This window comes from Paenibacillus sp. YAF4_2 (assembly GCF_052113225.1).
Classification (GTDB): Bacteria; Bacillota; Bacilli; order Paenibacillales; family Paenibacillaceae; genus Pristimantibacillus.
The window spans coordinates 359,506-385,198 of record NZ_JBFRCT010000003.1 but is presented as its reverse complement, the minus strand read 5'-3'; the positions used below and the strand labels follow the sequence as shown (position 1 = coordinate 385,198).

General features: G+C 49.4%; 17 protein-coding genes. 1 reads left to right on the top strand and 16 read right to left on the bottom strand.

Annotated features, from left to right (window positions below):
• Window positions 1–294 precede the first annotated feature (294 nt).
• The 5 genes from AB4Y93_RS09235 to ald form a co-directional block, all read right to left on the bottom strand.
• Window positions 295–1,230, bottom strand: coding sequence for a methylenetetrahydrofolate reductase (locus tag AB4Y93_RS09235; RefSeq protein ID WP_167280327.1), 936 nt, complete (start codon window positions 1,228–1,230; stop codon window positions 295–297).
• A 78-nt stretch (window positions 1,231–1,308) separates the two neighbouring features.
• Window positions 1,309–1,845, bottom strand: coding sequence for a DUF402 domain-containing protein (locus AB4Y93_RS09230; RefSeq protein ID WP_441891123.1), 537 nt, complete (start codon window positions 1,843–1,845; stop codon window positions 1,309–1,311).
• Window positions 1,846–1,954: 109 nt separating this feature from the next.
• The gene (locus tag AB4Y93_RS09225; RefSeq protein WP_441891122.1) at window positions 1,955–8,491 is read right to left on the bottom strand and encodes an S-layer homology domain-containing protein; all 6,537 of its coding nucleotides are present in this window, start codon (window positions 8,489–8,491) and stop codon (window positions 1,955–1,957) included.
• A 39-nt stretch (window positions 8,492–8,530) separates the two neighbouring features.
• On the bottom strand, window positions 8,531–9,715 hold the full coding sequence (locus AB4Y93_RS09220; RefSeq protein WP_441891120.1) for a HupE/UreJ family protein: 1,185 nt from the start codon (window positions 9,713–9,715) through the stop codon (window positions 8,531–8,533).
• A 206-nt stretch (window positions 9,716–9,921) separates the two neighbouring features.
• Window positions 9,922–11,049: an alanine dehydrogenase gene (gene ald, locus AB4Y93_RS09215; RefSeq protein WP_441891118.1), complete on the bottom strand. Its 1,128-nt coding sequence runs from the start codon at window positions 11,047–11,049 to the stop codon at window positions 9,922–9,924.
• A gap of 126 nt (window positions 11,050–11,175) precedes the next feature.
• On the opposite strand from ald, the gene AB4Y93_RS09210 reads away from it, so the two are divergent.
• On the top strand, window positions 11,176–12,789 hold the full coding sequence (locus tag AB4Y93_RS09210) for a PucR family transcriptional regulator (protein WP_441891116.1): 1,614 nt from the start codon (window positions 11,176–11,178) through the stop codon (window positions 12,787–12,789).
• Between the two features lie 5 nt (window positions 12,790–12,794).
• On the opposite strand, the gene AB4Y93_RS09205 is transcribed toward AB4Y93_RS09210, so the two are convergent.
• The 11 genes from AB4Y93_RS09205 to thiC form a co-directional block, all read right to left on the bottom strand.
• Entirely contained in the window at window positions 12,795–13,025 is a 231-nt protein-coding gene (locus AB4Y93_RS09205; RefSeq protein WP_441891115.1) for a hypothetical protein, read from the bottom strand.
• A gap of 26 nt (window positions 13,026–13,051) precedes the next feature.
• Complete coding sequence (hydA, locus tag AB4Y93_RS09200; RefSeq protein WP_441891113.1) at window positions 13,052–14,482, bottom strand: dihydropyrimidinase; 1,431 nt, start codon at window positions 14,480–14,482, stop codon at window positions 13,052–13,054.
• Between the two features lie 3 nt (window positions 14,483–14,485).
• The gene (gene preA, locus AB4Y93_RS09195; protein WP_441891112.1) at window positions 14,486–15,787 is read right to left on the bottom strand and encodes an NAD-dependent dihydropyrimidine dehydrogenase subunit PreA; all 1,302 of its coding nucleotides are present in this window, start codon (window positions 15,785–15,787) and stop codon (window positions 14,486–14,488) included.
• A gap of 295 nt (window positions 15,788–16,082) precedes the next feature.
• Window positions 16,083–17,438, bottom strand: a complete 1,356-nt coding sequence (locus AB4Y93_RS09190; RefSeq protein WP_441891110.1) for an NAD(P)-dependent oxidoreductase — start codon at window positions 17,436–17,438, stop codon at window positions 16,083–16,085.
• A 29-nt stretch (window positions 17,439–17,467) separates the two neighbouring features.
• Window positions 17,468–18,349, bottom strand: a complete 882-nt coding sequence (locus AB4Y93_RS09185; RefSeq protein WP_441891109.1) for a nitrilase-related carbon-nitrogen hydrolase — start codon at window positions 18,347–18,349, stop codon at window positions 17,468–17,470.
• Window positions 18,342–19,616, bottom strand: a complete 1,275-nt coding sequence (locus AB4Y93_RS09180) for a M20 family metallo-hydrolase (RefSeq protein WP_441891108.1) — start codon at window positions 19,614–19,616, stop codon at window positions 18,342–18,344. Before AB4Y93_RS09180 ends, AB4Y93_RS09185 begins: the two co-directional genes overlap by 8 nt.
• Before the next feature lie 188 nt (window positions 19,617–19,804).
• Entirely contained in the window at window positions 19,805–20,860 is a 1,056-nt protein-coding gene (locus AB4Y93_RS09175) for an ABC transporter substrate-binding protein (protein ID WP_441891106.1), read from the bottom strand.
• A gap of 66 nt (window positions 20,861–20,926) precedes the next feature.
• A complete protein-coding gene (locus tag AB4Y93_RS09170; protein ID WP_441891104.1) occupies window positions 20,927–21,790 on the bottom strand; it encodes an ABC transporter permease in 864 nt (287 codons plus the stop codon).
• The gene (locus AB4Y93_RS09165; protein WP_441891102.1) at window positions 21,787–22,599 is read right to left on the bottom strand and encodes an ABC transporter permease; all 813 of its coding nucleotides are present in this window, start codon (window positions 22,597–22,599) and stop codon (window positions 21,787–21,789) included. Before AB4Y93_RS09165 ends, AB4Y93_RS09170 begins: the two co-directional genes overlap by 4 nt.
• On the bottom strand, window positions 22,583–23,392 hold the full coding sequence (locus AB4Y93_RS09160) for an ABC transporter ATP-binding protein (protein ID WP_441891100.1): 810 nt from the start codon (window positions 23,390–23,392) through the stop codon (window positions 22,583–22,585). Before AB4Y93_RS09160 ends, AB4Y93_RS09165 begins: the two co-directional genes overlap by 17 nt.
• A gap of 278 nt (window positions 23,393–23,670) precedes the next feature.
• Complete coding sequence (thiC, locus tag AB4Y93_RS09155; RefSeq protein ID WP_441891098.1) at window positions 23,671–25,461, bottom strand: phosphomethylpyrimidine synthase ThiC; 1,791 nt, start codon at window positions 25,459–25,461, stop codon at window positions 23,671–23,673.
• Between the last annotated feature and the right edge of the window lie 232 nt (window positions 25,462–25,693).

Sequence of the window (25,693 nt, the reverse complement as noted above, 5' to 3'; positions counted from 1 at the left end):
CTAGCTCACAGTACTGCATCATAATAGAGTAGTTTCATTCATAGAGTGTCAATAAGTTGTATAGATTTTGTAAAAATAAATAATAAACCGATAAATTAAATGATTTATCTTTTACTATTTTTATTTATTAATCGTTTGTATTATAACTTTCATATATCTTTCAGGATAATAGTCTTGCATTATAATTAAAAAACCTACTAAAGTCACAACGACTGTAGCAGGCAAAAGAAAAAGCCGCTGTTCACACCAGGCTTCTAACAGCTCCAGTGTAAACAGCGGCTTTACATTTTTAACTTAAGCATGAATGCCAAGCTTACGGTCGATCACGCTTTTAATATCTTTTACAAGCTGCACGGAAGCTTCGATCTCTACCTTACGTGTCGAGACGCTTTCGATGCTGCAGCCAATTGGAATGCCTTTTTCGATGCCAAACTCGAACAGCTCTTCGAAGATTTTCAGCGCAAGAGATACGGACTTGTCCAAAATATCGGTCGACTTAAGCAGGTCATTTTCCAGCCATTTCGGAATGCTGATGCCAAGCCATTTCATGAACTCCAGCGTTTTTTGCGAGCCGCAAGGGGCCAGGTTGAACAAGATCGGTACGGTATCAATGCCTTGCTCCTTGCAGTAATAATAGTAATCCGAGAGCATGTTCTTGGATGCTTCTACGTTAAACGTTGCCTGCGAAATGAAGAACTTACAGCCTCCGTCCACCTTATCCTTGATCCGGAGATGCTCGTCATTCTTCTTCATATGCCGCTCTGGGATAACAACGCCGCCCAGCATCAGCCGATCGTTCAGCTTACTGCTAAGCTCATACGCTTCCGGCAGCTTCATTGTCGTCTGCTGATTGCTCGAGGAAGTACCAACAAAGACCGAGAACCGATCCTCTTCCAAATCCTGCTTCAGCCAATTCGTAAAGTTATCTTCCGTGTTATTGCCAACAACCCGGTAAATAATCTTAGGGACCTTCCAATAGTTCAAATAATTCTTGCTATAGACGGTTGGGTCCATCGCTTGCAAGTACGGGAATGGTCTTTCTTCATCCGTCCGGTCCGCTTCATCCTGCACGTCATACAAGATTAATCCGTCAATATCCAGATCCTTCAAACGATCATATTGCTTTTCCGATATTTCTGCCAGCTTCTCAGGGGTATGGCTCGACTTAGGCGGGGTCATGCCGTAAGTGATGATTCCCGCCTGTCTATTTAAAATTTTATCTTTGAGCATCTCGTTTTTCATCCTTGCGTCTATAGTAGTAGTGGAATGATTTCTTGTATACTTCTACATGCTGCGCTGAATTCCTTCTTATCTTGTCGGATTTATTGTTTCCAGCTCTTGCTTCGGAATTCTCGCCATCAGCCGTTCAATGGTCCCGTCAAAAGGAAACTGCCTTCCTGCCACACGTGCCTGAAGCCCGGCCAGTTCAGCCCTTACCTGCTTCATCAGCGGCTCCGGATACCCGAACTTTTCCGCATTTTCGATAAATTCATCTTCATCTATAACCATCCATTCGCCGCCGCGCTGAACGAGATCCAAATCCAGATCTACAAAAGAAACCTCGTCCCCGCTCATCACCGCAGGCTGATTGATGTTGCAATAATACTCGTTAATCTGGCCATCAACAATGGCTGCACTAACCGTAAACCAAAGCTTGCTCGAGAAAAATTCGATCGACCAGTTGTTCACCGTAAACACAGCTTTCTTCGTATGATGCTGAAGCTTTCTGCCGTACTGGCCAAGGACAAATACATAGCCGTCCCCTTCCTCAAGCAGCTCCGTATTCCATTCATAATGTAAGATATTGCCGTACTTTAATGCCTTAATTTGAATCGAATTATTCACGAAAATGGCCTTCTTTCCGAAATCGTTAGGTTAGGAAAGTATATCATATTTTTCGCCCAAAAAAATAAAAATGCCTCTTCACCAAGCGAAGAGGCATCTCCTAATTAAGTTAAATAAAATCTACAAATTCCAATAGTCGTTTCAGCATAACTGCTGCTTCCGCACGAGTAGCTTTGCTGTCTGGAGCAAAGTTGCCGCCTGTTGTGCCTTCAATGATTTTGGCATCAACGGCCTGAGCGACAGCTTGCTTCGCCCAAGCTTCGATAGAAGCTTTGTCTTTAAAAGCATTCAGCAGTTCTGTACCGCTGCCAGCTGGCTGCTTACCTGTAAAGGTAAGGGCACGTGAGATCATAACAGCCATTTCTTCACGAGTAATCGAAGCATTTGGCTTAAAGCTGTTATCTTCATAGCCTTTTACAATGCCTGCCTTCACCGCTGCGCCTACTGCACCTGCGAACCAATCTTTGCTGCTTACATCCTTGAAGGAAGCTGCAGCTTGATCTTCGGAGATACCAAGCGCACGTACAACCATAGCAGCAAACTCTGCGCGGGTTACAACAGCGTTAGGAGCAAACTTGTCATTGCTCATGCCTTTGACAATCAGCTTAGAGGCCATCAGCTCAACGTCTGTTTTTGCCCAATGGTTATTCAGATCGCTGAATGTCTTGCTGAATTGAGCTACTGCATAAACACTGTTGCCAGTACGCTTGATGGTCACAACTGTATGTCCATTTTCCGTCTTGAAGGTTGCCGGAACGAATGCAAATTCGCCGGTCGCCTCGTTGAAAATCACAGCTGTTGACTTCGAAGCATCCAAGGAATGATTGATATCAATTGTACGGGAAACATACGTTGTCCCAAAATCATGAATCTCTTGCTTATTGCCGTTCGATTGAAGGAATACGCTGAACTCAACTGGAGTACCAACCAGCTTGACGCCATCCTTAGTCGCTTTATCCTTCATCGTTGCCGACAGAGTGCTGTCTACCGGATTAATGGTGATAATCAGCGACGCATCTGTACCGATTGTCGATGGCAGGTTAAGCGCACTGATCGGCAGATCATAACTTGCGTCACCGATCTTAACCGAAATCGTCAGATTCGGAGCTTGCTTCAATGCATCAAGCAGCACTCGTGCTGGCAGCTCTGCACTTACAGCTTGCGTCGAATCTGTCGTAATCTCAATCGTTTGACCACTTTGTCCCGCAATCATATCGATTGCTTGGTTCAGCGTCTTAGCCGGTACGGTCAATGTTAAACCTGATGTTGTACCTTCAAGGCTGACTCCATTGGCCGTTTTCACCGGTGTCTGTCCGTTGTTGCCGGAGCCGCCCGGCGTCTCTACCGGAGGATTGGTTCCGGTATCAGAATTCATTCCGGTAGAGAAGCTCCAGATATCCGATAAGGTTTTACCTGTATAGGCATCCTCGGCAGCCGCATACCATTGGTACTTGGTATTTGCATTCAGAGCACTCCAAGTTACGGAGGTCTGTTCGCCGCTTGCTACTTGCTCCACCTTCCCAATCGGCTGATCGGAATAGACGTTTACGCCCATATAGTCGGTCGACACACGTTTTACTTGCGGTGACAGGTCAACATCAAGAGTGAACTCTTCCTGTTTCGTCGTATCACTTGGATCGTAGAAATTATAGTCGTCCATATACGGCGAGTATGTTTTTACATACATCTTGTCGTTGGCAATATCAAACTGAAGAAGCTTGATGTAGCCTTGACCGCCTTCCGGACCACCTTGATAGTCGGACAGCATTTGATAGACTTTACGGTCATTTACACCGTCACCGTTGTCATCAAGCTCGCTGACAAGCAGCTTGGAATCATGGTAATGGCCGGATAAGACGGCAAATACGTTTTTATTCTTTTGCACAACTTCCTCAAAAATCTTATCTGCAATCGGAGCTCGGTTGCCGGATACGAGCAGGAATTCATGGAAGTTCAGAATCGCCTTACGATTCGGATATTTCGCCAGCACTTCATTCATCCAGTCGATATCCGAGTCGCGGATACCCCAGCCCATATACACCATAATAAAATCATTGCCGTTCGATGACACGAGGTCATAGTGACCGCGGTTGTTATCAAGGGAACCGCCGTAAGTCGGTTGATCCTTGAACCGGTCTTCCCCGAAGTAGTTCCAGTAGTAATCATAAGCGCCTAGTTGATGGTCAACGTCATGGTTGCCGGCGAGTACGCCATAAGGAATGTTTGCGTCTTCCAGCACCTTCATGTCCTTATCTGCACGCTGCCATTGAATTTCTTTATCCGCTTCGTCGACGATGTCGCCGGTATGGATCACATATTTGATTTTGTCCTTCTCTTTGTTATCGGCAATCCAATTCACAATATCTTCGTAGATGTGAGGATAGCTTTCCGAATAATATTGCGTATCGGACATCCAAGCAAACGAGAAGTCATAGTTCTCCTGCCCCTCTTGGTCCGCTTGAGCAGCAGGCAGCTCATCCTGCACCATCACTTGCAGCGTTTGATTGTCTGCATAATCCCCAACAGTCATAAAGGCGCCAAGCGCAAAATCTTCCGTTCCCGCGACCGTGCTGTCCACGCTATTCCAATTCTTCTCGGTAGGACTCCACACATACATGCTGACTTTACGTCCTTCCAGCGACTTGCCTTTCCAGCTCAGTTCGATCTGATCCGTATCCTTCACGGATGGATCAAGCTGTACCTGGAACCGCTGATAAGGGAATTTCTCCGTGGAATCATCGGTCAGATATTCGCCGTCAGCTTTACTGATCAACGAATAATCTTCATCTGTCATGGCTTGTTCCCCGGCAGGAGCTGCCTCTTTCGGAGGCTCCACATCTGCCGCATTGCGGAAGCCCATAAAGCCGTCTTTATTTGCCCCGTCATACTTAAAGCCACGGTAGAAGGATACATCCATCTTGTCATTTGTAGGATCCTTTACCTTGACAGCAAGAACCGAATTGCGGTCAACACCGGTTGCGCCATCAGCAGGCGATACCAGTTCCGGCTTCAGAGGATTCTCGTCCGGTACAGAGAACTTAACTTCCTTCACAGCCACGTTTCCAACTTTATCAGTTGCCTGGATTTTGAATACATGCTCTCCACCTGTCAAATCCTTGGAGGATGTTGCGTAAGGGAGTGTAATTGGCGTTTCATCCAGCCACACTTGTACTTTATCTACGCCGGACAAAGCATCATCAGCCGAAGCCGTAATCGTGAATGGTCCGCGGTATTCTTTACCTTCCTCAAGGGAAGCTGTAATAGCCGGCGCAGTATTATCTACATTAACAACGGCTGTTTTCTCGCCAGCCACCGAATGGCTGACTTTAATCGTATGTTCTCCGTCAGGAAGCTTTGTCGTATCCAGGGCATAAGCCTTGGATGCAAGCAGCTCATCCGGAATAACAAAATTGAAGTCCATCACTGGATTTTTACCAGCGCTATCGCCCATTGGGATAACGGTATCCCGGTTTTTGTAACGATCGTCAAAGATTTCCGTACCATCTGCAAAAACAAGTCTTACATTACGAACAGTAAAATCGTCTTTGTTCTCTTCCGGACGGTCATCAAACGGCGAGGCTTTTGTACCCGCTCGGATAGAGATAATATTGCTTCCGCTCTTCAGGCGTTCAGCAGCGATTGGTACGGTCAGAGTCGTATACGTATTGATTGGATCCAGGAAGATCGACAAAATCTCGTCGCCCATCGTAACGCCGTTCTTGAAGTAATAGTTGACGCCGTTTGCCTCATAAGCGAAATACGCATCCTGCTCAACAGCTGTATACGTTCCTTCTGTCGCTTCCGTTTGGTCAACCGACAGATGAAGCTCGGAGGCTGGTGCTTCCTCCGCAGTTGCTTTCAGCACCTTAATTCCAGCAAGGAAGTCTCCATCCTTCACATTCAGACGCAACGGCGAATGATCCGTATTCCCCTTCACCTGAGTGCGGTACTTGTCTGATGTTACCTCGTTCTGGCCGTCGGATACTACATAGTAGTACTCGATATATTCGCGGCCGATCAGCTCAGGGGAGTAAACCGTGTAATGATACAGCGTATCGTCAAAGCTTTCTGCCAAGTAGCGCTTCGTATATTGCGTATCAAGGTTGCTCTTATAATAGAGAGCTACCGATTTCACATTATTCTCGTCATGCGCTTCCGCTGTAATCGAGAGATTTTGTGCTTTATCGATTTCTGGTGTATTCGTCAAATCCTTGTAGGTAGGATTTATTGCATCCACTGGTGTCTTAACCGCAATAATCGGCACTTGAACCGGAGCTATAGAACCTGGTGTTGCTGCTTCTAAACCGGCACTGTATTTGATCATTTGCGTGCTGCCAGCCTGTGAATACTTATAGAAAATCCCTTTGTTTGCAACAGTCTCCGCATCCGTATCATAATAAGTGGCCGAGATTTCCGTCTTCGTATTGGTCGCAATAACAATTCCGCGTCCACCGCCGTTTGCCATACCGTCGCTGTAGATCTTCACGATATCGGTGCCTTCTACCAGATTAGTGCCGTAGAGGGCGTTGAAGTCATCGACAGTTTGTTGCTTATTCTGGCTGTTAATAATCCAGAACACCAACGTTTTTTTCGAAGGAATCAATACTTCCTCTGGAGTTGATGGCCAAATGACATCAGCATCCGGTCCCGAGGCCGTATATCTGTATTGAATTTTGTAGTCTTTGAAGTTAATGGTTTTATCTGTATTATTGTAGATCTCGACAAACTCATAGCCATCCGCTGAGCCTACGTTTGTGGAATCCGGAACAATCTCCGTTACCATGAGCGGTGGAAGCTTATTAAAGTCAACATTGCCAAGCTCGATCGTTACGGTGAAATTGTTTGATTTTACCGTGTCGGTTCCATCATTAGCTTGAATATAGTATTGCAGCTGCGAATCGGTAAAAGCATCCTCTGGAACATTAGCCGAGAACACATTGTTCTCTCCGGCTGTCATTGGAACGGAAGTGTAGTCCGCTGCATCGCCTACTTTGTAGAACAACGATGCTGTAACGATGTCACTGTCAGGATCAGCAATCGTTGCTTGCACAGTCAGGTCATTGTCGATGCTGCCTGATGCGGGCGGCGTATGCTCGATAATTGGCAGCTGATTCACAGCTGGAGCAGGCTGCTCCGGAAGCAATGCGGCTTCCACAGTGCCCGGAGTAGCTGCGTTTACGCCAGCGCTGTTCAGCTTCATTTGGTTCGTGCCGTCAGTTGGATATTGATAGAAAATCCCTTTGTCCGGTAAAGTCTGGGCATCATTCTCATAGAATGCTTCAGCAATTTCCTTGCCCGTCTTCGACGCGATAACGATCTTGCGTTGGCCGCCATTAGCCATACCGCCGCCGCCATCAACCCGGAACAGATTGGTATTCTCTACAAGTGTTGTATGATAATTAGCGTTAAAGTCTTCAGCTTTCAGATCTTTTGTAGCGCCATTCATAACCCAGAACACCACGTTGCTAAGCGGTGGAATAACCGCCGTACTAGGCAGCTCCCATGCCGCATCGGCAGTGGAAGAATTCGTGTAGCGATAGATCAACTGATAATCCTTGAGCGCGATCGGGCGAGTTGTATTGTTATACAGCTCGACGAACTCATAGGCATCCGAGCTTACACCAGTCACGTTTGTGGAATCCGGTACAAGCTCTGTAATAAGCATGACAGGTACTTTCGTGTAGTCGAAGTTATGCTGCTCAATCGCCACTGTATAAGTGGACGACTTCACATGGTTGATGGCATCTGCAGCTTCAATATAATATTGCAGCTCGGTGCTTGTAAGCGAAGCTTTTGGAATAACCGCGGAAAAATCCGAGCCTCCCGTATTCGTCATCGGTGCCGAAGTGAAGGCTGAGTCGGACGTGTTCTTGTAAAATACCGCCGCCGTCGCCGTATCGTCAGCATCCGTAATTTGCGCGGTAATCGTCAGGTCCGCTTCACTGCTGCCTTCTGTAACCGGTGTATGCGTGATTACCGGAGTCTGATTAACTGGTCCTTCCGGGAATTGATAGTGAACAGCAGGGATTTGCCCTTCTGCCAGAGTCCCTGGGGTTGGAGCAGATTTGAAGGCAAATTTGTCGGTTTGCACACCACCTGCTGCAGGCAGCATGTAGTGGTCGCCGAGGCCTGCGCCTACATCCGTTGCAACAGTGTAGGTTGATTTTGAAATTTCGGTACCTTGATTGTTTTTAACAACAACCGTGCGGTCCGCCGAGTTCGAGAAGCCTGTAAAGCCTGTTCCTGCAACCTGGACAATTTGGCTGTCAGTCAGGTTTACGCCGTATTTTGTATTGAAGTCTGTAAGAGCAAAGTTTTTGGGATTGTACCAGAACACCATGTCCTGCTCTGGATCCAGCGTTTTCTCGCCGAAGGTGAAAGTGAGATCCGGTGAAGCTGTTGGATCCGGATAACGGTACAGGAATGTGTAATCGTTCAAATGGAGTGTTTTATTCGAGTTATTGTATACTTCGAAAAACTCAAAATCATCCGTACCTTGCACATCCGGGTGAATCTCCGAAACGAACAGCTCCGGCACGGTATTCTCTTCTGCCGCAGCAGCAATACCTACCGTTGACAGCATACTCATCAGCAAGCTGGCTAATAGAATGCTAGAGATCCATTTTTTGTAACTCTTGCTTAACATAATAGGAAACACTTCCTTCTGATTGAATATGAAGCATAATTACATTTTAAAATCTGAAATAAGGCGCTCGATGAGCCAATAAAGTCCCATCAAGCCCACTAGGGATGAGGTTCCGTATGCCCACCATGTTTGACGGTTGCCGGTCATCACCTTTCGGATCAGCCAGAGAAGCGGAATAACAATGGCCAGTACAGCCAATTGTCCAATCTCTACCCCGAGATTAAAGGAGAAGAGCGGCAGAGCAATATTGCCCGACATCGTCCCATGCAGGATTTCGGCAAAACCGAATCCATGCACCATGCCGAACAGAACAGTGACAGCTAGTCGCTTATTCTCGGTATTCGCGCCATCTTTTTTGCGGAAAATATTCTCAAAGGCTACGAATACGATACTTAATGCAATAAGAGGCTCTACAATAAGCGGTGATAACGACGCCAGATCCAGCGCAGATAATACGAGTGTAATGCTGTGTCCGATCGTAAAAGCTGAGATCAGCTTCAGCATCGTCCAGCCGCTTGCACCTGCTGCAAGGATAAGACCACATAGGAACAGCAAATGGTCAGCACCTGACCAGATATGCTCCATGCCCATTGTGGTGTACGCTTTCAGTACGCTTGTCCAAGAGGATGAAGTTGTAATAGGCTTCTGTTCCGAATCGCCGGCTGCTACTGTATCCGTTGTACCGGCGTCCGCACCATGATAGCCCTCCATCTGAAGGATGTTGTTGGAGCTGTTAATGACTTGCACGATGGACTGCTGTCCCATTCGGATCGTTGCATAACTGCGATGATCCGGGTTGGTGCCATCATAAAAATTATATTGAACCATGTACCGGTCGACTGGTTCTCCGAAATCATAGTTGATGTCGATCTCGATCATCGGCATTTTTGCTTTTTCCGTCTTCTTCGCTACGAGTACTGTTCCGGTGCCAACCTTACTGTTGCCCGTGACGATCAGTCGGTCATGAACCAGCGCGGTCAGAATCTCATGACTGCCTGCAAACTCGCTTTCCGAAATTTTACCGTCCCCGTCCTGATCAATCGCAGGTAGTGCTTCGATAAGCTCCTTCTCCAACAGGAACACGTTATATTCCAGGCTTTTGTCCTTAATGGTAATGTCCGAAAAACCCGTGGAACTGAAATGGGCTTCAGCCGTCCCACCAAATATGGTGAAAAACACCCAAATGGCAGCCAGCATTGCCCCTGCTTGTACGCGAATTTTCACTTATGTCTCCCTTCTCCCTATTCTCTGGTTTCGTTCTCTCTATCTAGCGAATGACAAGTCATACCTAGTGATTATAGAGTTCTATTGTTTATAGAACGTAAATCATAGATTAAGAAATTGTTGAGATTACTGAATGGAGATGAAAAAGAGCCCCTGTTAGGAGCTCATGGCGGAGAAGACTGGCAACCAGCCTTGCGGGGCTTATCTCAGGCAATCGATGAGTTCAACAGTTCGCGTACGTTTGTGTATTCTATCTGATGCGCGGCGGCGACGGCTTCGTGGGTGATGAAGCCGGCCATGGCGTTGACACCTCGGCGGATCGGCTCGCTGGCAGCGAGCGTCTCGCGGACGCCGCGGTCGGCGAGTGCAAGTGCATAAGGCAGCGTCGCGTTGGTCAATGCCGCCGTGGCCGTATAAGGCACGGCTCCTGGCATGTTGGCTACAGCATAATGCAGAACGCCAAACTTTTCGAATACTGGTTCGGCATGCGTCGTGATTCGATCAATCGTCTCGACACTGCCGCCTTGATCGATAGCGACATCTACAATAACCGAACCCGCTGGCATCGAGCGGACCATCTCTTCCGTCACGAGCTTTGGCGCTCTAGCGCCTGGAATAAGCACGGCCCCAATGACCAAATCCGACTCTGATACAGCTTCCGCGATTTGCCTCGAATTCGAGGCTAATGTCTGGACGCGTCCGCCGAACCGATCTTCAAGTGCCCGAAGCCTGTCGGCATCTCGGTCAATAATAGACACTTCCGCGCCAAGTCCCAGCGCAATCTGGGCTGCGCCTGTCCCTACTACGCCACCTCCGATAATAGTCACACGTCCTTTTTTCACACCGGGCACACCACCAAGCAGAATCCCCCGGCCTCCATGTGCTTTCTCCAGAAACTGTGCGCCAACCTGTGCCGCCATTCGGCCGGCAATGTCGCTCATCGGGGTAAGCAGCGGCAGTTGACCATTTGCCAACTGCACAGTTTCGTAGGCTATCGCCGTTACCTTTTGCCGTGCCAGTGCTTCTGTCAGCTCCCGCTCCGCAGCAAGATGCAGATAAGTGAAGAGCACTAGCCCTTCACGGAAATAGGAGTATTCTTCCTTGAGTGGCTCCTTTACCTTTACAACAAGATCCCTTGACCAAGCTCCTTCTGCATCTGGAACAAGAACCGCACCTGCTGCCCGGTACTCTTCATCCAATAATCCGGAAGCAGACCCAGCTCCGGTCTCCACAAAAACGCTATGCCCATGCCTGACGAGCTCATATACACCACCGGGTGTTAAGGCAACACGATGCTCCGATCCTTTTCTCTCTTTTGGAACGCCTATCTCCATATACGCTCCCTCCCTTTCTCCTATCCCTTTCTACGCCGCACGAACATTGCCTATGAAATCTATCCTCTTGTATAATGAAGGAAAACTAGATTCCCCCACTATTCCACGCTAGGGCGGTGAATGTCCATGGTTGAAACATTGATGCAGCTAACCGTTAGAGACATCCTGCAGCGCCCGCTGTTTCAAAAGGCTGAAACAATCGCCAGTGAAGAAGCACTGAATCGAACCGTTCGCTGGGTCCACATAATGGAAGTTACCCAGGTTGGCAAGCTTCTAAGCGGTAATGAGCTGATCTTATCCACCGGCATAGGCTGGCATGATGACGAAGAGCTAAGTCTATCCTTCCTGCAGCAGCTCATTGACTCCGGTGCATCCGGCCTCTGCATCGAGCTTGGCACCTACACCAAAAAGCCATCCGACACCATGATCGAGCTGGCTAAACGCGAGAACTTTCCTCTCCTTTTTTTCCACGAGGAGGTTCGTTATATCGACATTACCCAAGACCTGCACGCTTACTTCATTCATCAGCATCACCGTATGGTCTATGAACTAGAGGCACTTTCAACCAAGCTGAACCAGCTCCTGCTCTCAGGAAAAGGCATTATGCCGCTGCTCAAGCTTCTCCACCACACGACCGGCGCCCAAGTCGCCTTCTTCCCTCTTAACGCTGAAGCTGAGTTTATGCCTCATATGCCACGTGCCAAAGCAGATGCTTTCTACGAGCAGTGGATTTACGGCGAAATGTTCGCTACACCTGTCCTAAAACGTGGTCTCGCCCATCGTCCCATTCTTGCCCTTGATCACCTGTTTGCCGATCTGCTGCTGCAGTCTGAGCAGGAACTGAGTGAATTCCAGATACTAGCTCTCGACCGCTGTGCTACTGCCATCGCTCAAGAGATGATGCGCACCAAGTATATGGAAGAGAGACGGCGCTACAAGGACGAAATGTGGGTAACGGATTGGCTGAGCGGCAAGCATGCGGACAAAGAGGTACGGGAGTATATCAGCTCCATTAAGCCGGCTGCCAAGCTGTATGGCCTTACCGTCTGCGTGTTTCGATTAAACGTCAAGCTGGCGGAATGGAAAGATGGTGAAGAGCTGCTTATGCAAAAAAATATGGTCGCCCGCGCCATCTTCGAAGGCGAAGGCTATCTCCTGCTTCCCGCCGCCCAGCATGACCATATCGTCTTTGTTCTGATTGACCAGATGAAGCAGTTCAAGTGGAAGGAGCGGCTGCTCCGGGCTGTCGAACGCCTGCGAAGAACAGAGCATAATCCAGATACCGCCGTTTTCTCCGGCACACTTGGCATCGGTAAATATTTGACCGACCTCTCCCGCGCACCGGAGGGCTACGAATCTGCACAAGAAACAGTCGCCATTCAGACGGATATTGGCCCCTTAAGCTCGCCTTTTTTCAACGATTTGCATACGTACCGGGTCATCTCAGGTCTGAAGAAGACCGGCATGCTTCCCGCTCTTATTGAGGAATACATCGGACCATTAACACGATACGATCAGGAGAAAAATGGACAGCTCCTCAAGACGCTCAAAGTATTCCTAGCCCTGTCCGGCTCCAAACAGGATGCTGCCCGGGAGCTGTTTATTGTCAGGCAGACCCTTTACCACCGGCTGGAGAAAATAGCTGCGCTGCTTGGAGAAGACTTCCTTGTCGCGGACAAAAGGCTGGCCATTGAGCTTGCACTCAATGCTTACGAATATACCCATGGAGCCATTCAGTAGCTCCGTTATCCAGCGTCATTCCAGCCTGATGAAGTGAGCTGCTTTACCACCAGATTGGACATATATTTTCGAGCATCTGCGGAGAGCAGCTGCAGGACAGCACTCTCCCCGCCGGGATGTACAAGCTCAATGGTAGCTCCGCTTAAGTTCTCGACCACGCTATGAATCCTGAACTGCCTGCTGATATAAGCATCCAGCCGTTCTTTCTCTTCCATAAACTCTTGGTAAGCGGACATAAGCGTGCACCTCCATGGAATGGTTTCTACAGCTGCTCTACCGTTTCTTTCGCACCAGTACCGATTGAATTGGTCTGCTTATACGTCAACCGTTTCAGAAACTGCCCCGTCCCCGCATGCCCAACATACGTCTGATCCTTAATGACAAATTCGCCGCGTGACAGCACGCTTTCCGGCACCCCGCTTATTTGAATCCCTTCAAACGGGTTGTAATCCACGTTCATATGATGAGTTTCCGCAGAGATTGTTCTTTCCACACTTGGGTCAAAAATAACAAGATCCGCGTCACTGCCAACCGCAATCGTTCCTTTGCGCGGGAATAGTCCAAACAGCTTCGCATTACGAGTCGCGACGATATCCACGAACTGATTAAGGGTTAGGCGGCCCTTGGATACGCCCTCCGAATAAAGAATCGAAAATCGATCCTCTATGACCGGTCCGCCATTTGGAATTTTGCTGAAATCGCCGAGGCCAAGATCCTTTTGTCCCTTGAAGTTGAAGGAACATTGATCGGAGCCAAGAGTCTGCAGCTGGCCGGTAATAAGCGCATTCCAGAGCACATCCTGATGCTTCTTCTCGCGCAGCGGAGGTGACCATACATACTTGGCTCCTTCAAAATCCGGCAATGCCAGGTACGACTGATCCAGCATCAAATATTGCGGGCAGGTCTCGCCCCATACATCCACGCCACGGGTTCTCGCCTCGCTGATCGCTTTCACCGCTTCTGCGCAGGTGACGTGTACAACGTAAAGCCGGGCGCCAGTCAACTCTGCAAGAGCAGCAGCACGTGCCGTTGCTTCTCCTTCAATGGCCGAAGGACGGGTCAACGCATGGTAGATCGGATCGGTGTTCCCTTCCGATAAAGCTTTTTCTACCAAAAACTCGATGACATCGCCGTTCTCGGCATGCACCATGACCATCGCGCCAAGCTCCTTGGCTGACAGCATCGTCCGGTACAACGTACCGTCATCCGCTTGGAACACATTTTTATAAGCCATAAACACCTTAAACGAAGTAATCCCCTGATCCTTCACGATAGAGGGAAGCTCCGCCAGCACTGCATCATTAATCTCACTGATCATCAGATGAAAGCTGTAGTCGATAACTGCTTTGCCCTCCGCCTTGGCATGCCACTTCTGAAGTGATTCGCTCAGCGGCTTCCCTTTATCCGTCAAGCAAAAATCGATTACGGTTGTTGTCCCGCCAAACGCCGCAGCTCGAGTCCCCGTCTCGAAATCATCTGCTGTCACTGTACCGCCGAACGGCATATCCAGATGGGTATGCGGATCTACGCCGCCTGGGAAAACATATTTCCCAGCTGCATCCACAATCTCTGCTCCATCAGCTGTGAGTCCAAGGCCGATCTGCTGAATAATACCATTGTCGATCAACACATCCGCCTGATACGTGTCCGCCGCTGTAACTATTGTGCCATTACGTATAATTTTTGCAGCCATCGCTTATACCGCCTCCTTGGCGCCGCCCGGCGCTTGATTAGAATCACCAACCGATTGAATCGCCTTCTGACGCTGATTCCAGGACATCGGCAGCTCGCCTGAAGGAATCTCCACCATCGAGATCGCGCCTTCTACCGGACATACGATCGAGCACAGGTTGCAGCCAACGCAGTCTTCCTCTCTTACCTTCAGATAAGCCCGGCCATCGCCATCCGTCAGACGTTCAATACATTGATGCGATGTATCTTCGCAGGCAATATGGCATTTGTTGCAGACGATACAATTCTCCTCATGAATCCTAGCGACCACTTGATAGTTCAGATCAAGGTCTCCCCAATCCGAATAACGGGTTACAGACTTGCCAATAAGCTCGGTTACGGATAACAAGCCCTTATCATCCAAATAATTGTTCAGCCCATCGATCATATCCTCGACAATGCTAAAGCCGTGATGCATCGCTGCCGTGCATACCTGCACGCCTGTCGCACCCATAAGCATAAACTCCACGGCATCCCGCCAATTGGAGACGCCTCCAATTCCGGAGATCGGCACATTCACCTGCGAGTTACGCGCGCATTCGGCCACCATGTTCAGCGCGATCGGCTTCACCGCCGGACCGCAGTAGCCGCCATGTGCACCTTTTCCACCAACATGCGGGATCGTGTTCCAGGTATCGATGTCGACACCAGCCAGCGAGTTGATCGTGTTAATAAGCGAGATCGCATCTGCGCCGCCTCGAACGGCGGCCATTGCTGTTGCCGTTATATCCGTGATGTTCGGCGTCAGCTTTACAATGACCGGCGTCTTCGCGGCTTCCTTCGCCCACATCGTCTGCGCTTCGACGAGATCCGGCTGCTGACCGGAAGCCGAGCCCATACCGCGTTCTGCCATCCCATGCGGACAGCCGAAGTTCAGCTCAAGCCCGTCGACACCAACGGCCTCGACCTTTTTCACAATCTCATGCCACTTCTCGCGTTTTGGCTCAACCATCAAGGACACGACAACCGCATGATTCGGAAAACGTTTCTTCGTCTCGTAGATTTCTTTCAGATTCACTTCCAGCGGCCGATCCGTTATAAGCTCGATATTGTTAAAGCCCGCTACACGCTGCCCGTTGAAATGAACGGCCGCGAACCTCGACGAGGTATTAATAATGGGATCCCCCAGCGTCTTCCATACTGCGCCACCCCAGCCCGCTTCAAACGCCCGCTGCACCTGGTAGCCTGTATTCGTCGGCGGCGCCGATGCAAGCCAGAATGGATTCGGCGACGAGATACCCGCCAGATTAATGCGTAAATCAGCCATATGCGTTCCTCCTCAAAAGAATTAGCACCTTAATGGCTGACGTTAGCCATTTGTGGTGATTCTTACTTCGTAAGCATGAGCCAAAGAATTTCCACCTTAATGGCTAACTTTTAGCCATATGTGGTGATTCTTACTTCGTAAGCATGAGCCAAAGAATTTCCACCTTAATGGCTAACTTTTAGCCATTTGTGGTGATTCTTACTTCGTAAGCATGATCCAAAGAATTAGCACCTTAATGGCTGACGTTAGCCATATGTGGTGATTCTTACTTCGTAAGCATGAGATTTATTATTATTTAAGCCGTCTCCTCCTGCTGCTTCACAAGCTGCTGATAGATCGCATATGCGGCTTTTTTCCCCTGCTGCGCTGCCGATACGACCATTGCCTCTCCTTGCCCGTCACCGAAAATCACATCTCCCGCCGCGAATACTCTTGGATCCGAGGTCTGGAACGTATCCGGGTCAATCGCCACAATCCCGCGCTTGTGCGTCAAGCCAAACTGCTCAACCAGGCTGATATGCCGGGTTTGGCCAATAGCAAGAACGACCGCATCAATATCCATATAAAACTCCGAGCCGTCAACCGGTACCGGCTGGATTCGCCCTTCGCTCTCCTCAAGCCGCATTGCGATACACTCCATCGCCGTCACGTTGCCTGCAGCATCTCCAATAATCCGCTTGGGAGCTGTCAGCCATTTGAAAACGACACCGTCCTGCTTCGCAAAGTCGTACTCGAACTCATAAGCCGTCATCTCTACCGAAGTACGGCGGTAGACGATCGTCACTTCCTCTGCGCCAAGCCGAACGGAGCATGTCGCCGCATCTATGGCGGTATTGCCTGCACCAATAACAGCAACCTTTTTCCCTGCAATGTCTGTCCGAATGGACGTCTTGGTTGACTCTACAAAATCAATTGCGTCATATACTCCGGTGAGCCCTTCACCTTCAATGCCAAGCTTCGGCACCTTCGACATGCCAATGGTCAGCACTACCGCATCATATTGCTGCCAAATGTCCTCGACGCTGATATCAACGCCAACCTTAGTCCCCGTTCGGATTTCTACGCCAAGCTGCCGTACCTGCTCAACTTCCCAGAGCGAGATCTCCTGCGGCAGCCGGAAGGAGACAATACCATACGTGTCCAGACCTCCCGCCTGCTCCTTCGCCTCGAATACGGTCACCGCAAACCCAAACCTCGCAAGCTCCCTAGCTGCTGACAGGCCTGCCGGACCACCGCCGATAATGGCAACCTTTTTCCCGTTGCTGCGTCCCGCCGAGAACAGCACCTGTTCGTTCTTAATAGCCCAGTCTGTCGCATACCGCTGCAGATCGCCAATCATGATCGGCTTGGACGAATGATTGAGTACACAAGCTCCTTCGCACAGCTCCTCCGTTGGGCATACACGCGAGCAGCTAGCGCCAACCGGATTCGCTTCCATAATGGCTCGAGCGGATCCTTTCATGTTGCCGGAGGCGATCTTTTTAATAAAGGAGGGAATATCGATACCTGTTGGACAAGCTTTAATACACGGAGCATCATAGCAATACAGGCAGCGGTTCGATTCCTCGATCGCTTCCTTTGGTCTCATTCCGGCCTTCACTTCGGCAAAATTACGCCTTAAAGATTCTGCAGATATAAACGTTGCCGCCATCCGTTCATCCCCCTTTCCAATAGCGCTTATTATAGGTTTATGATGCTGTCGTACGTTTCCGGCCTGCGATCACGATAAAACTGCCAAATATTCCGTACCTCGCGGATCAACTCTTTGTCCATCACGCCAATAACGACTTCATCTTGATCTCTGCTGCCCATGGCTGCAATGGCACCCCGCGGATCAACCAGATACGACTGTCCGTAAAATTCCCCCATATTCCATGGAGCCTCATATCCGACCCGATTGATTGCTGCCACATAATACCCGTTCGCCACAGCATGAGCCGGCTGCTCCAGCTTCCACAGATATTCCGAGGTTCCCGCAACCGTTGCCGATGGATTAAATACAATCTCCGCTCCGTTCAACCCTAGCGCACGAGCCCCCTCCGGGAAATGCCGGTCATAGCAGATGTAGACGCCAACCTTCGCGAAGGCCGTATCAAACACCGGATAACCCAGATTGCCTGGTTTAAAATAATACTTTTCCCAGAAGCCGCATCCGCCGTCGCCCGCCGCCACATGGGGGATATGATGCTTGCGGTATTTGCCGAGATACGAACCGTCAGCATCAATAACCGCCGCCGTATTATAGTAGCTGGCGATCCCTTCCCGCTCATAGAGCGGAAGAATAATGACGACACCCAGCTCGCGGGCAAGCTCCTGGAACAGCTTTGTTGTAGGTCCATTCGGAACTTCTTCCGAAGCGTCATACCATTTGGTCGTCTGCTCGGCGCAGAAATACGGTCCGTAAAAAATCTCCTGCAGCGAGATGATCTGCGCTCCTTTGCCTGCTGCCTCGCGGATGAGCCGGATATGCTTGTCGATCGACGCTTTTTTATGCACCTCCACCGACTCATCGCCATGAATATCGTTGGACGCCTGAATTAATCCAATCGTAACTTTACTCATCGATTTCCCTCCGCTTTCCGCTTGCTATATGAAGTGCTGCCCTATATAACAACTCCGTACCAAGCGCAATATCCTCGGGTGACGAATACTCCTTGGGGTTATGGCTGATCCCTTCCTTGCACCTGACGAAAATCATACTGTAGTCGCAGACATACGACATGGTAAGTGAGTCATGGAATGGACCACTCATCAGCTCGGGCAGCGCCATCCCCATGCCGGATGCTTCTTTCCGTAAAATATCCTTCAACCATTCCGCGCAATAACGCGGCTCACTGTTTGTATCCTCACGAATCAAATACTGCAGGCTATGCTCATCACAAATGTCCTGAATCGTCTCCAGTAATTGCTGCTCCCTCTCGTTCCTGCGGGAGAGGACGATATCCCGAAGATCGACGGTAAACGTTACCTTCTCTGGAATGATGTTGCGGGAATCTGGAAAAACAGACAGCGAGCCAACCGTACCAACCGTTGACGCGCCTTCTTCCAGCCGGGCCAGATCATTTAGCGCCACAATAACCTTGGCTGCGCCAACAAGCGCGTCCCTTCTCATCGGCATCGGTACAGAACCCGCATGTCCGGCAAAGCCGTTAAGCTCAACCGTCCACCAAAGTGGTCCTGAAATACCTGTCACGATGCCAATTGGGGAATCAAGCGACTCCAGCACGGGCCCCTGCTCAATATGAAGCTCAAGAAAAGCGCCGATTCGCCCCTCCTGAAATGTATATCCTTCAAACTCTGCCGGGTCGCAGCCAAATTCCAGCAAGGCTTCCCGGCGAGTTACGCCATTCTTGTCCGTCCGATCAAGCTCTCCTTCCTCGAGCTTTCCGGTCATCCCGCGAACCCCAAATAATCCTTTGTTGAAGCGGCAGCCTTCTTCATCGCAAAAGGCCACTACCTCAATATCCATCTCCGGTGTAAAGCCTCTCTCTACCATCGTTTGCACCGTTTCAATAGCACCAAGAACACCAATGGCTCCGTCATAACGGCCACCGTATGGCTGCGAGTCGACATGAGAGCCAAGCATTAACACGGGGAGATCCGAATTCTTGCCTTTCAGCACACCTATTAAATTGCCAAAAGGATCCATTTTTGCCCGCATCCCTGCTTCTTCCATCCAGCTTTTAACCCGCTCCACACCTGCCCGGTCTTCCTTCGACAAAGCCAGCCTGCAAACGCCGGTTTCCCCAATTCGCCCAATCTGTGCAAGCTCCTCAATATGCCGATTCAACCGCTCCACATTAATACTTGCTTGCTGCTCCACACTCATGTCCCGTTCCCTCCCGTCCAGTCTCCGATGACATATAAGTATGTACAATATTAGAATTTATACGGCTAGTCACGCCAAATGAGGACAACCACCTAGCTGTGATCAACATAGATACTAGATTCCGCCATCCGCAAGTAGCTTAAGGCCCTTTAGGGGCCTTAAGCTTCTTCAACTCACTACTGTTGCTGCTAGCTTTTTTCCGCATCCGCTAGAATCGTCTTATCGATCGCCTTGCTAAGATCCGGTGCGGCCTTGATTAATCCGTATTTAAGGGAGATATCAACCGTCCGCTGTACCGCATCATCAACAAACGATCCTACTTGCGTGTCCGTGAAACCTTCCGGCTTCACAAGCTTCGCCATCTCCATCAGCATCGTCGTCTGATGCTCCTTCGTTGTACTGCCTTCCGTTACGGCCTTCATGACGATATCAACGGATTCCTCCTGATTGGCAATCGCATAGTTCCAGCCTTTCATCGTTGCACGGATGGCCTTGACCGCCGTATCGTGGTTATTTTTCAGCCAATCCTCTTTCACAACAAGCGTATCCTCCAGCATCCCAACTCCAGCATCTTCGAAGTCATACACGAATAGATCCTCCGGCTTCACACCACTTTCGAGTACGACATGGTACTCGTTGTAGATGGTCGAGATTGCCACATCCAACTGCTTGTTAAAAAATTGATCCATCGTAAAACCTTGCTTCACAAGCTCAACATCCTTCTGCGGATCAAGGCCATTCTTCTCCATAAACGCGAGCACTTGGAACTGCTGACTTCCCGTCCACATACCAACCTTCTTGCCCTTCATCTTCTCCGGAGTGTCAATGCCAGACGATTTATCTGCGACGAACCGGTACGAGCTCTTTTGCAGTATTTGAGCGACTGATACGAGCGGCAGCCCATTATCCCGATTCACCAGTAAGCTGTCAAAACTCGTAACGCCTATATCGGCTGCTCCGTTTACGACCTGCTGCTCAATGACGACATCCGGCCCGCCTGGAATAATCTCGACATCCAGCCCTTCCTGCTCGTAGAAGCCTTTTTCCTTGGCGACGAAAATCCCAGCGAACTGCGCCTGCGGTACCCATTTCAACTGGATCTTGACCTTCGTCAGCGGTTCATTAGACTTTCCCTCATTTGCTGACTCGGATGAGCTGTTATTGCCGCAGGCGGCGATCATAAGCAGCGCCATGGCGACCGTCAGTGTGGATACTGACTTTAGGACCCGGTTTCTCTTTCTCATTAGACCATTCCTCTCCCTATCGCTATCTATTTGTAAGATGATACTGCCATCCCCTGATGCTCAAGGTTACTGCTTATTGCGCTGTGCGACATGCCATGGAATAACCATTCTCTCGATCAGTTGGATACAATAGTAGAGCGCGATGCCAAGCACCGCGGCGATAATGATACAAGACCACGCGATTGGCATATTGCCCAGCTTGATTTGATCAGATAGAAGGAACCCGAGCCCCCTAGAAGAAATGAAAAACTCGCCAACGATAGCCCCGATCATGCCGGTTGCCATGTTGATTTTGAGTGCGGTGAAAATATGAGGAAGAGCGAGCCGGAAACGAAGCTTAGAGAAGATAGCCAACCTTCCGGCAGCATATGAATGCATAAGCTCGAGGTAAGCAGGCTCGACGGAGCGCATTCCCTTATAAGCGCTGACAGCCATCGTGGCCATTGTCATGATGGTGACGATCGCGATCTTGGAGGCGACCCCATCACCAAACCAGTTGTTCATAATGGGCGCAAGTGCCACAATCGGAACAGCGTTTAGGGCTGCCAGCAAGGTTATGGCACCTTTGCCTGCCCTCGGAATGAAGGAGGCTGCAATCGCAGCAAGCAGACCAATCGCTGATCCCATGATGCAGCCTCCTATCATTTCGGAGCCGGTATAGAGCGAGTAGTTCCATAGAACAACACTATTATTTTGAATCGCCTTCGCAATAGCAGATGGGATTGGCAGCTGATAGAGCTCCAGATGAAACAGTTTATGAAAACCTTTAAGCTGCCAAATAACAATGAACAAAACGCCAAAGCCGATAGGGGGCAAAAGGGCGGCACTGGGAAATCTTCTACTTGCTGATCTCTTTGGCTTATTTACACCCGCTGATCTCACCACCGAAGTTGAAAGTGGCTCCGTCTTCACAGCTGTTAAATCCTTCACCCTTCACGCCTCCCTTGCGGGCGGAACTCTGGCTGCCAAGGCGTAATCAGCCGTTCGACCATCGTGACTAGCAGAAACCAGATCAAGCCGATAACAACACTAATGAGAATCGTTGACCAGAACATATACACCTGCGAGCTTCCGTAGTAAAGAGAGCTAAGCATCAGTACGCCAATCCCATCCGGCGCTCCCATAAGCTCCACAATAATTGAAGCGGTGATTGCAAGCGGCGCTGATAATTTTAATCCTGCAAATAATCCCGGAAGAGAAGCTTTGAGCCTTAGCTTCGTATAAGTCGTCCATACGGATGCGGCGTACAAGCGCATGAGCTCTTCCTGCTCCGGTTTAATACTCTGGAGTCCACGCAGCATATTAATTGCTACCGGGAAGAAGGTTACATAACCGGCCATAAGCACTCTCGAAAGGGAAGGATCATGGATAATGCCGTATAGGATTGGAGCAAGCCCGATAATCGGAACCATTTGAGAGGCAATCATGTAAGGAGATAACGTCAGCTCAACAGCTCTGGACAGACTCATCACAATCGCCAGTATGATTCCTACGGCTGCACCAATTAGAAAGCCAACAATCGAATTGCCAAACGTAATTGATCCTTGTTCAGCAAGAGTCGACCAGTGGTCTAGCATCGCCTGCAGAACAAGGTGAAGATAGGGAAGCTTGGAGGCTGGAGCCAGAACATGTGCAACATCGGCTATGTACCAGGCTACCGCTTCCCATACGAGAAGAACACTTATCGCCCAAATGACGATGACCCCGCCTTGGCTTTCTTTTCTAAGCCATCCGCTCATTAAGAGAATCCTCCTCATCTACAAAACAATTCCTCACTCTTGCCGTCATCTCATGGAAACGTTCGGAATTGCGGATATGCGCGTAACTCCCTTCTTCCCTCTCCATCTCCAGAATGGAGTGGACCCGCCCGGGATGTGCAGACATGACAATTACCCGATCTGAGAGGAATACAGCTTCCGGTATGCTGTGCGTAACAAACACGATCGTCTTGTTCGTCTGCTTCTGAATGTCGAGCAGATCAAGCTGAAGCTTCTCCTTCGTAAACTCATCGAGTGCAGAGAACGGTTCATCCATCAGCAGGATTGGAGGATCAAGTGACAAAGCTCTCGCAATCGCTACTCTCTGCTGCATCCCCCCGCTTAACTGCCATGGATAATGATGCTTGAACTTCGATAGACCAACCATTTCGATTAATTGTTCCGATATAGCTGAATATTCTGACTTTTTAAGGCCCAGTACCTCCATCGGCAGTTCAATATTATCCTTGACCGTACGCCACTCGAATAAGGTAGGGCTTTGGAATACGATACCGAACTTTCTTTTTAACCGAACTTCACGAGGCTCTTCTTCCCCAATGGTGATTCTACCGCTTGTTGGTTCAAGAAGATCTGCCATCAGCCGGAGCAATGTCGATTTCCCACAGCCCGATGGCCCTAAGAGAGAGACGAACTCGCTTCGATACACCTCAAAACTAACATTCGTGAGTGCTGTAACTTCCTTTCCTTTACTGCCAAAAATCATAGAAACATCGTCTACTCGAATTTCCGTTTCCTTCTGCCTACCAAGCGACACTATACCATCCCCCTCGTGCTGAAGAATGCTTGATCTTACCATTCATGAGCCGCTTCTGCTTGATATGTAATATTATATAACACGCAATTTGGATTACATTATACAAACTGTTTTATAAAATGACTGAAACGTTAGACGTTATGTATAGAGGCAGAGAAAAAGCCATCCATTTAGGTCAGCCTTCGGTTACTATACTTGTATGAAACCTGACATGTAGAGGATCAGAGCTTGTGAATGCTAACATATAAAAAAGCCGCAGTTATGCGGCTTTTCAACTATTATTGGTAGATCGAGCTGCCGGTATTTCTAAATTCCTGGGACTTATCCTCCAGGCCTTTCTCCAACACTTCAGCTTCATTCAGACCTTGCTGCATGGCATACGCTCGTATGTCCTGCGTAATCCGCATCGAGCAGAATTTCGGTCCACACATCGAGCAGAAATGAGCGGTCTTGGCTCCTTCAGCCGGGAGTGTCTCATCGTGGTATTCCAACGCCCGCTCAGGATCAAGCGACAAATTGAACTGATCGCGCCAACGAAACTCGAAGCGTGCTTTGGAGAGAGCGTTATCTCGCTGCTGAGCACCGGGATGGCCTTTAGCCAGATCCGCGGCATGGGCGGCTATTTTGTATGCAATAACGCCTTCACGCACATCGTTTTTGTTCGGCAGTCCGAGATGCTCCTTAGGCGTAACATAGCACAGCATCGCCGTGCCAAACCACCCGATCATCGCTGCACCAATCGCCGAGGTAATGTGGTCATAGCCAGGCGCTATATCCGTAGTCAGGGGGCCAAGTGTATAAAAGGGGGCTTCCTGGCACACCTCGAGCTGACGATCCATATTTTCTTTGATAAGATGCATCGGCACATGCCCTGGACCTTCGATCATGACTTGTACATCATGCTTCCACGCGACCTGTGTCAGCTCACCCAACGTCTTGAGCTCTGCGAATTGCGCTTCGTCATTCGCATCGGCGATCGAACCAGGCCGCAGACCGTCACCAAGCGAGAAGGCAACGTCATAGGCTTTCATAATCTCGCAAATATCTTCAAAGTGTGTGTATAAGAAGTTTTCCTGATGGTGGGCGAGGCACCAAGCCGCCATAATGGAGCCGCCGCGTGATACGATTCCAGTGACGCGTTTTGCCGTGAGTGGGATATAACGCAGCAGTACGCCTGCATGAATCGTAAAGTAATCCACTCCCTGTTCAGCTTGCTCAATCAACGTGTCACGGTAAACTTCCCAAGTCAGCTCCTCAGCTTTACCGCCGACCTTTTCCAGTGCTTGGTATAACGGCACAGTCCCTATCGGTACAGGGGAGTTCCGTATGATCCATTCGCGCGTCGTATGAATGTTCTTGCCCGTTGATAGGTCCATTACCGTGTCGGCCCCCCAACGTGTTGCCCAACTCATCTTCTCCACTTCCTCTTCAATTGACGAGGCGACGGCGGAATTACCGATGTTGGCATTGATCTTCACCAAGAAATTGCGCCCGATAATCATTGGCTCGCTTTCCGGGTGGTTAATGTTTGATGGTATGATTGCTCTCCCCCGGGCTACTTCACTGCGCACAAACTCTGGTTCGACATTTTCGCGGATTGCGATGTATTCCATTTCAGGGGTAATGATCCCGCGCCGGGCGTAGTGCAGCTGCGTAACGTTAGAACCTTGTTTGGCTCGAAGAGGACAGCAGCCTGAACTAGGGAATGTTTCTGTTAAGCTTGATAGATCTGTGTGCTTGAACCCATTATCCTCTGGCTTAATCGCTCGGCCTTGATAATCCTCCACGTCGCCGCGTTCCAGAATCCACTGGCGTCGGATCTGCGGCAGCCCTCGATGAATATCTGCTTTATAATCTTTATCCGTGTACAGGCCGCTGCTGTCGTATACTCTAACAGGCTCGTTAGGCTGATCTCCTGCAGGGCTTGACGTCGTGCTAAGCGCGATCTCGCGCATCGGGACACTCACATCAGAGCGGGAGCCTTGCACATACACCTTCTTGCTGCCCGGAAAGGCATGGATGTTCGGGAATACTTCATTTGCAGTTTGGTTCGTTTCTTTAGTGGACAATTCTATTCCTCCTCAGCATGGCTGTAATTATGCGGAGTTTGATCCAACTAAAAATAAAAAAGACCGCTCCGAATGGACGCGGTCTTTGATTTGTTCAAAGTTTGGCTCCCTCCGCTGAACTTCCATCTACACCTTACGGCAAGACGGATTGCACCGGGGGAAAGAAAAACAAGGACATATGATAAAATTGTAAGAAACAATAATATCATATCCCTGTTTAACGGCATATTCA

What these genes read in the sequence shown, in the direction of transcription:
- AB4Y93_RS09235 (WP_167280327.1), bottom strand. Translation starts at nt 1,230, where the DNA reads ATGCTCAAAGATAAAATTTTAAATAGACAGGCGGGAATCATCACTTAC.
- AB4Y93_RS09225 (WP_441891122.1), bottom strand. Translation starts at nt 8,491, where the DNA reads ATGTTAAGCAAGAGTTACAAAAAATGGATCTCTAGCATTCTATTAGCC.
- ald (WP_441891118.1), bottom strand. Translation starts at nt 11,049, where the DNA reads ATGGAGATAGGCGTTCCAAAAGAGAGAAAAGGATCGGAGCATCGTGTT.
- AB4Y93_RS09210 (WP_441891116.1), top strand. Translation starts at nt 11,176, where the DNA reads ATGGTTGAAACATTGATGCAGCTAACCGTTAGAGACATCCTGCAGCGC.
- AB4Y93_RS09205 (WP_441891115.1), bottom strand. Translation starts at nt 13,025, where the DNA reads ATGTCCGCTTACCAAGAGTTTATGGAAGAGAAAGAACGGCTGGATGCT.
- hydA (WP_441891113.1), bottom strand. Translation starts at nt 14,482, where the DNA reads ATGGCTGCAAAAATTATACGTAATGGCACAATAGTTACAGCGGCGGAC.
- preA (WP_441891112.1), bottom strand. Translation starts at nt 15,787, where the DNA reads ATGGCTGATTTACGCATTAATCTGGCGGGTATCTCGTCGCCGAATCCA.
- AB4Y93_RS09190 (WP_441891110.1), bottom strand. Translation starts at nt 17,438, where the DNA reads ATGGCGGCAACGTTTATATCTGCAGAATCTTTAAGGCGTAATTTTGCC.
- AB4Y93_RS09185 (WP_441891109.1), bottom strand. Translation starts at nt 18,349, where the DNA reads ATGAGTAAAGTTACGATTGGATTAATTCAGGCGTCCAACGATATTCAT.
- AB4Y93_RS09180 (WP_441891108.1), bottom strand. Translation starts at nt 19,616, where the DNA reads ATGAGTGTGGAGCAGCAAGCAAGTATTAATGTGGAGCGGTTGAATCGG.
- AB4Y93_RS09175 (WP_441891106.1), bottom strand. Translation starts at nt 20,860, where the DNA reads ATGAGAAAGAGAAACCGGGTCCTAAAGTCAGTATCCACACTGACGGTC.
- AB4Y93_RS09165 (WP_441891102.1), bottom strand. Translation starts at nt 22,599, where the DNA reads ATGAGCGGATGGCTTAGAAAAGAAAGCCAAGGCGGGGTCATCGTCATT.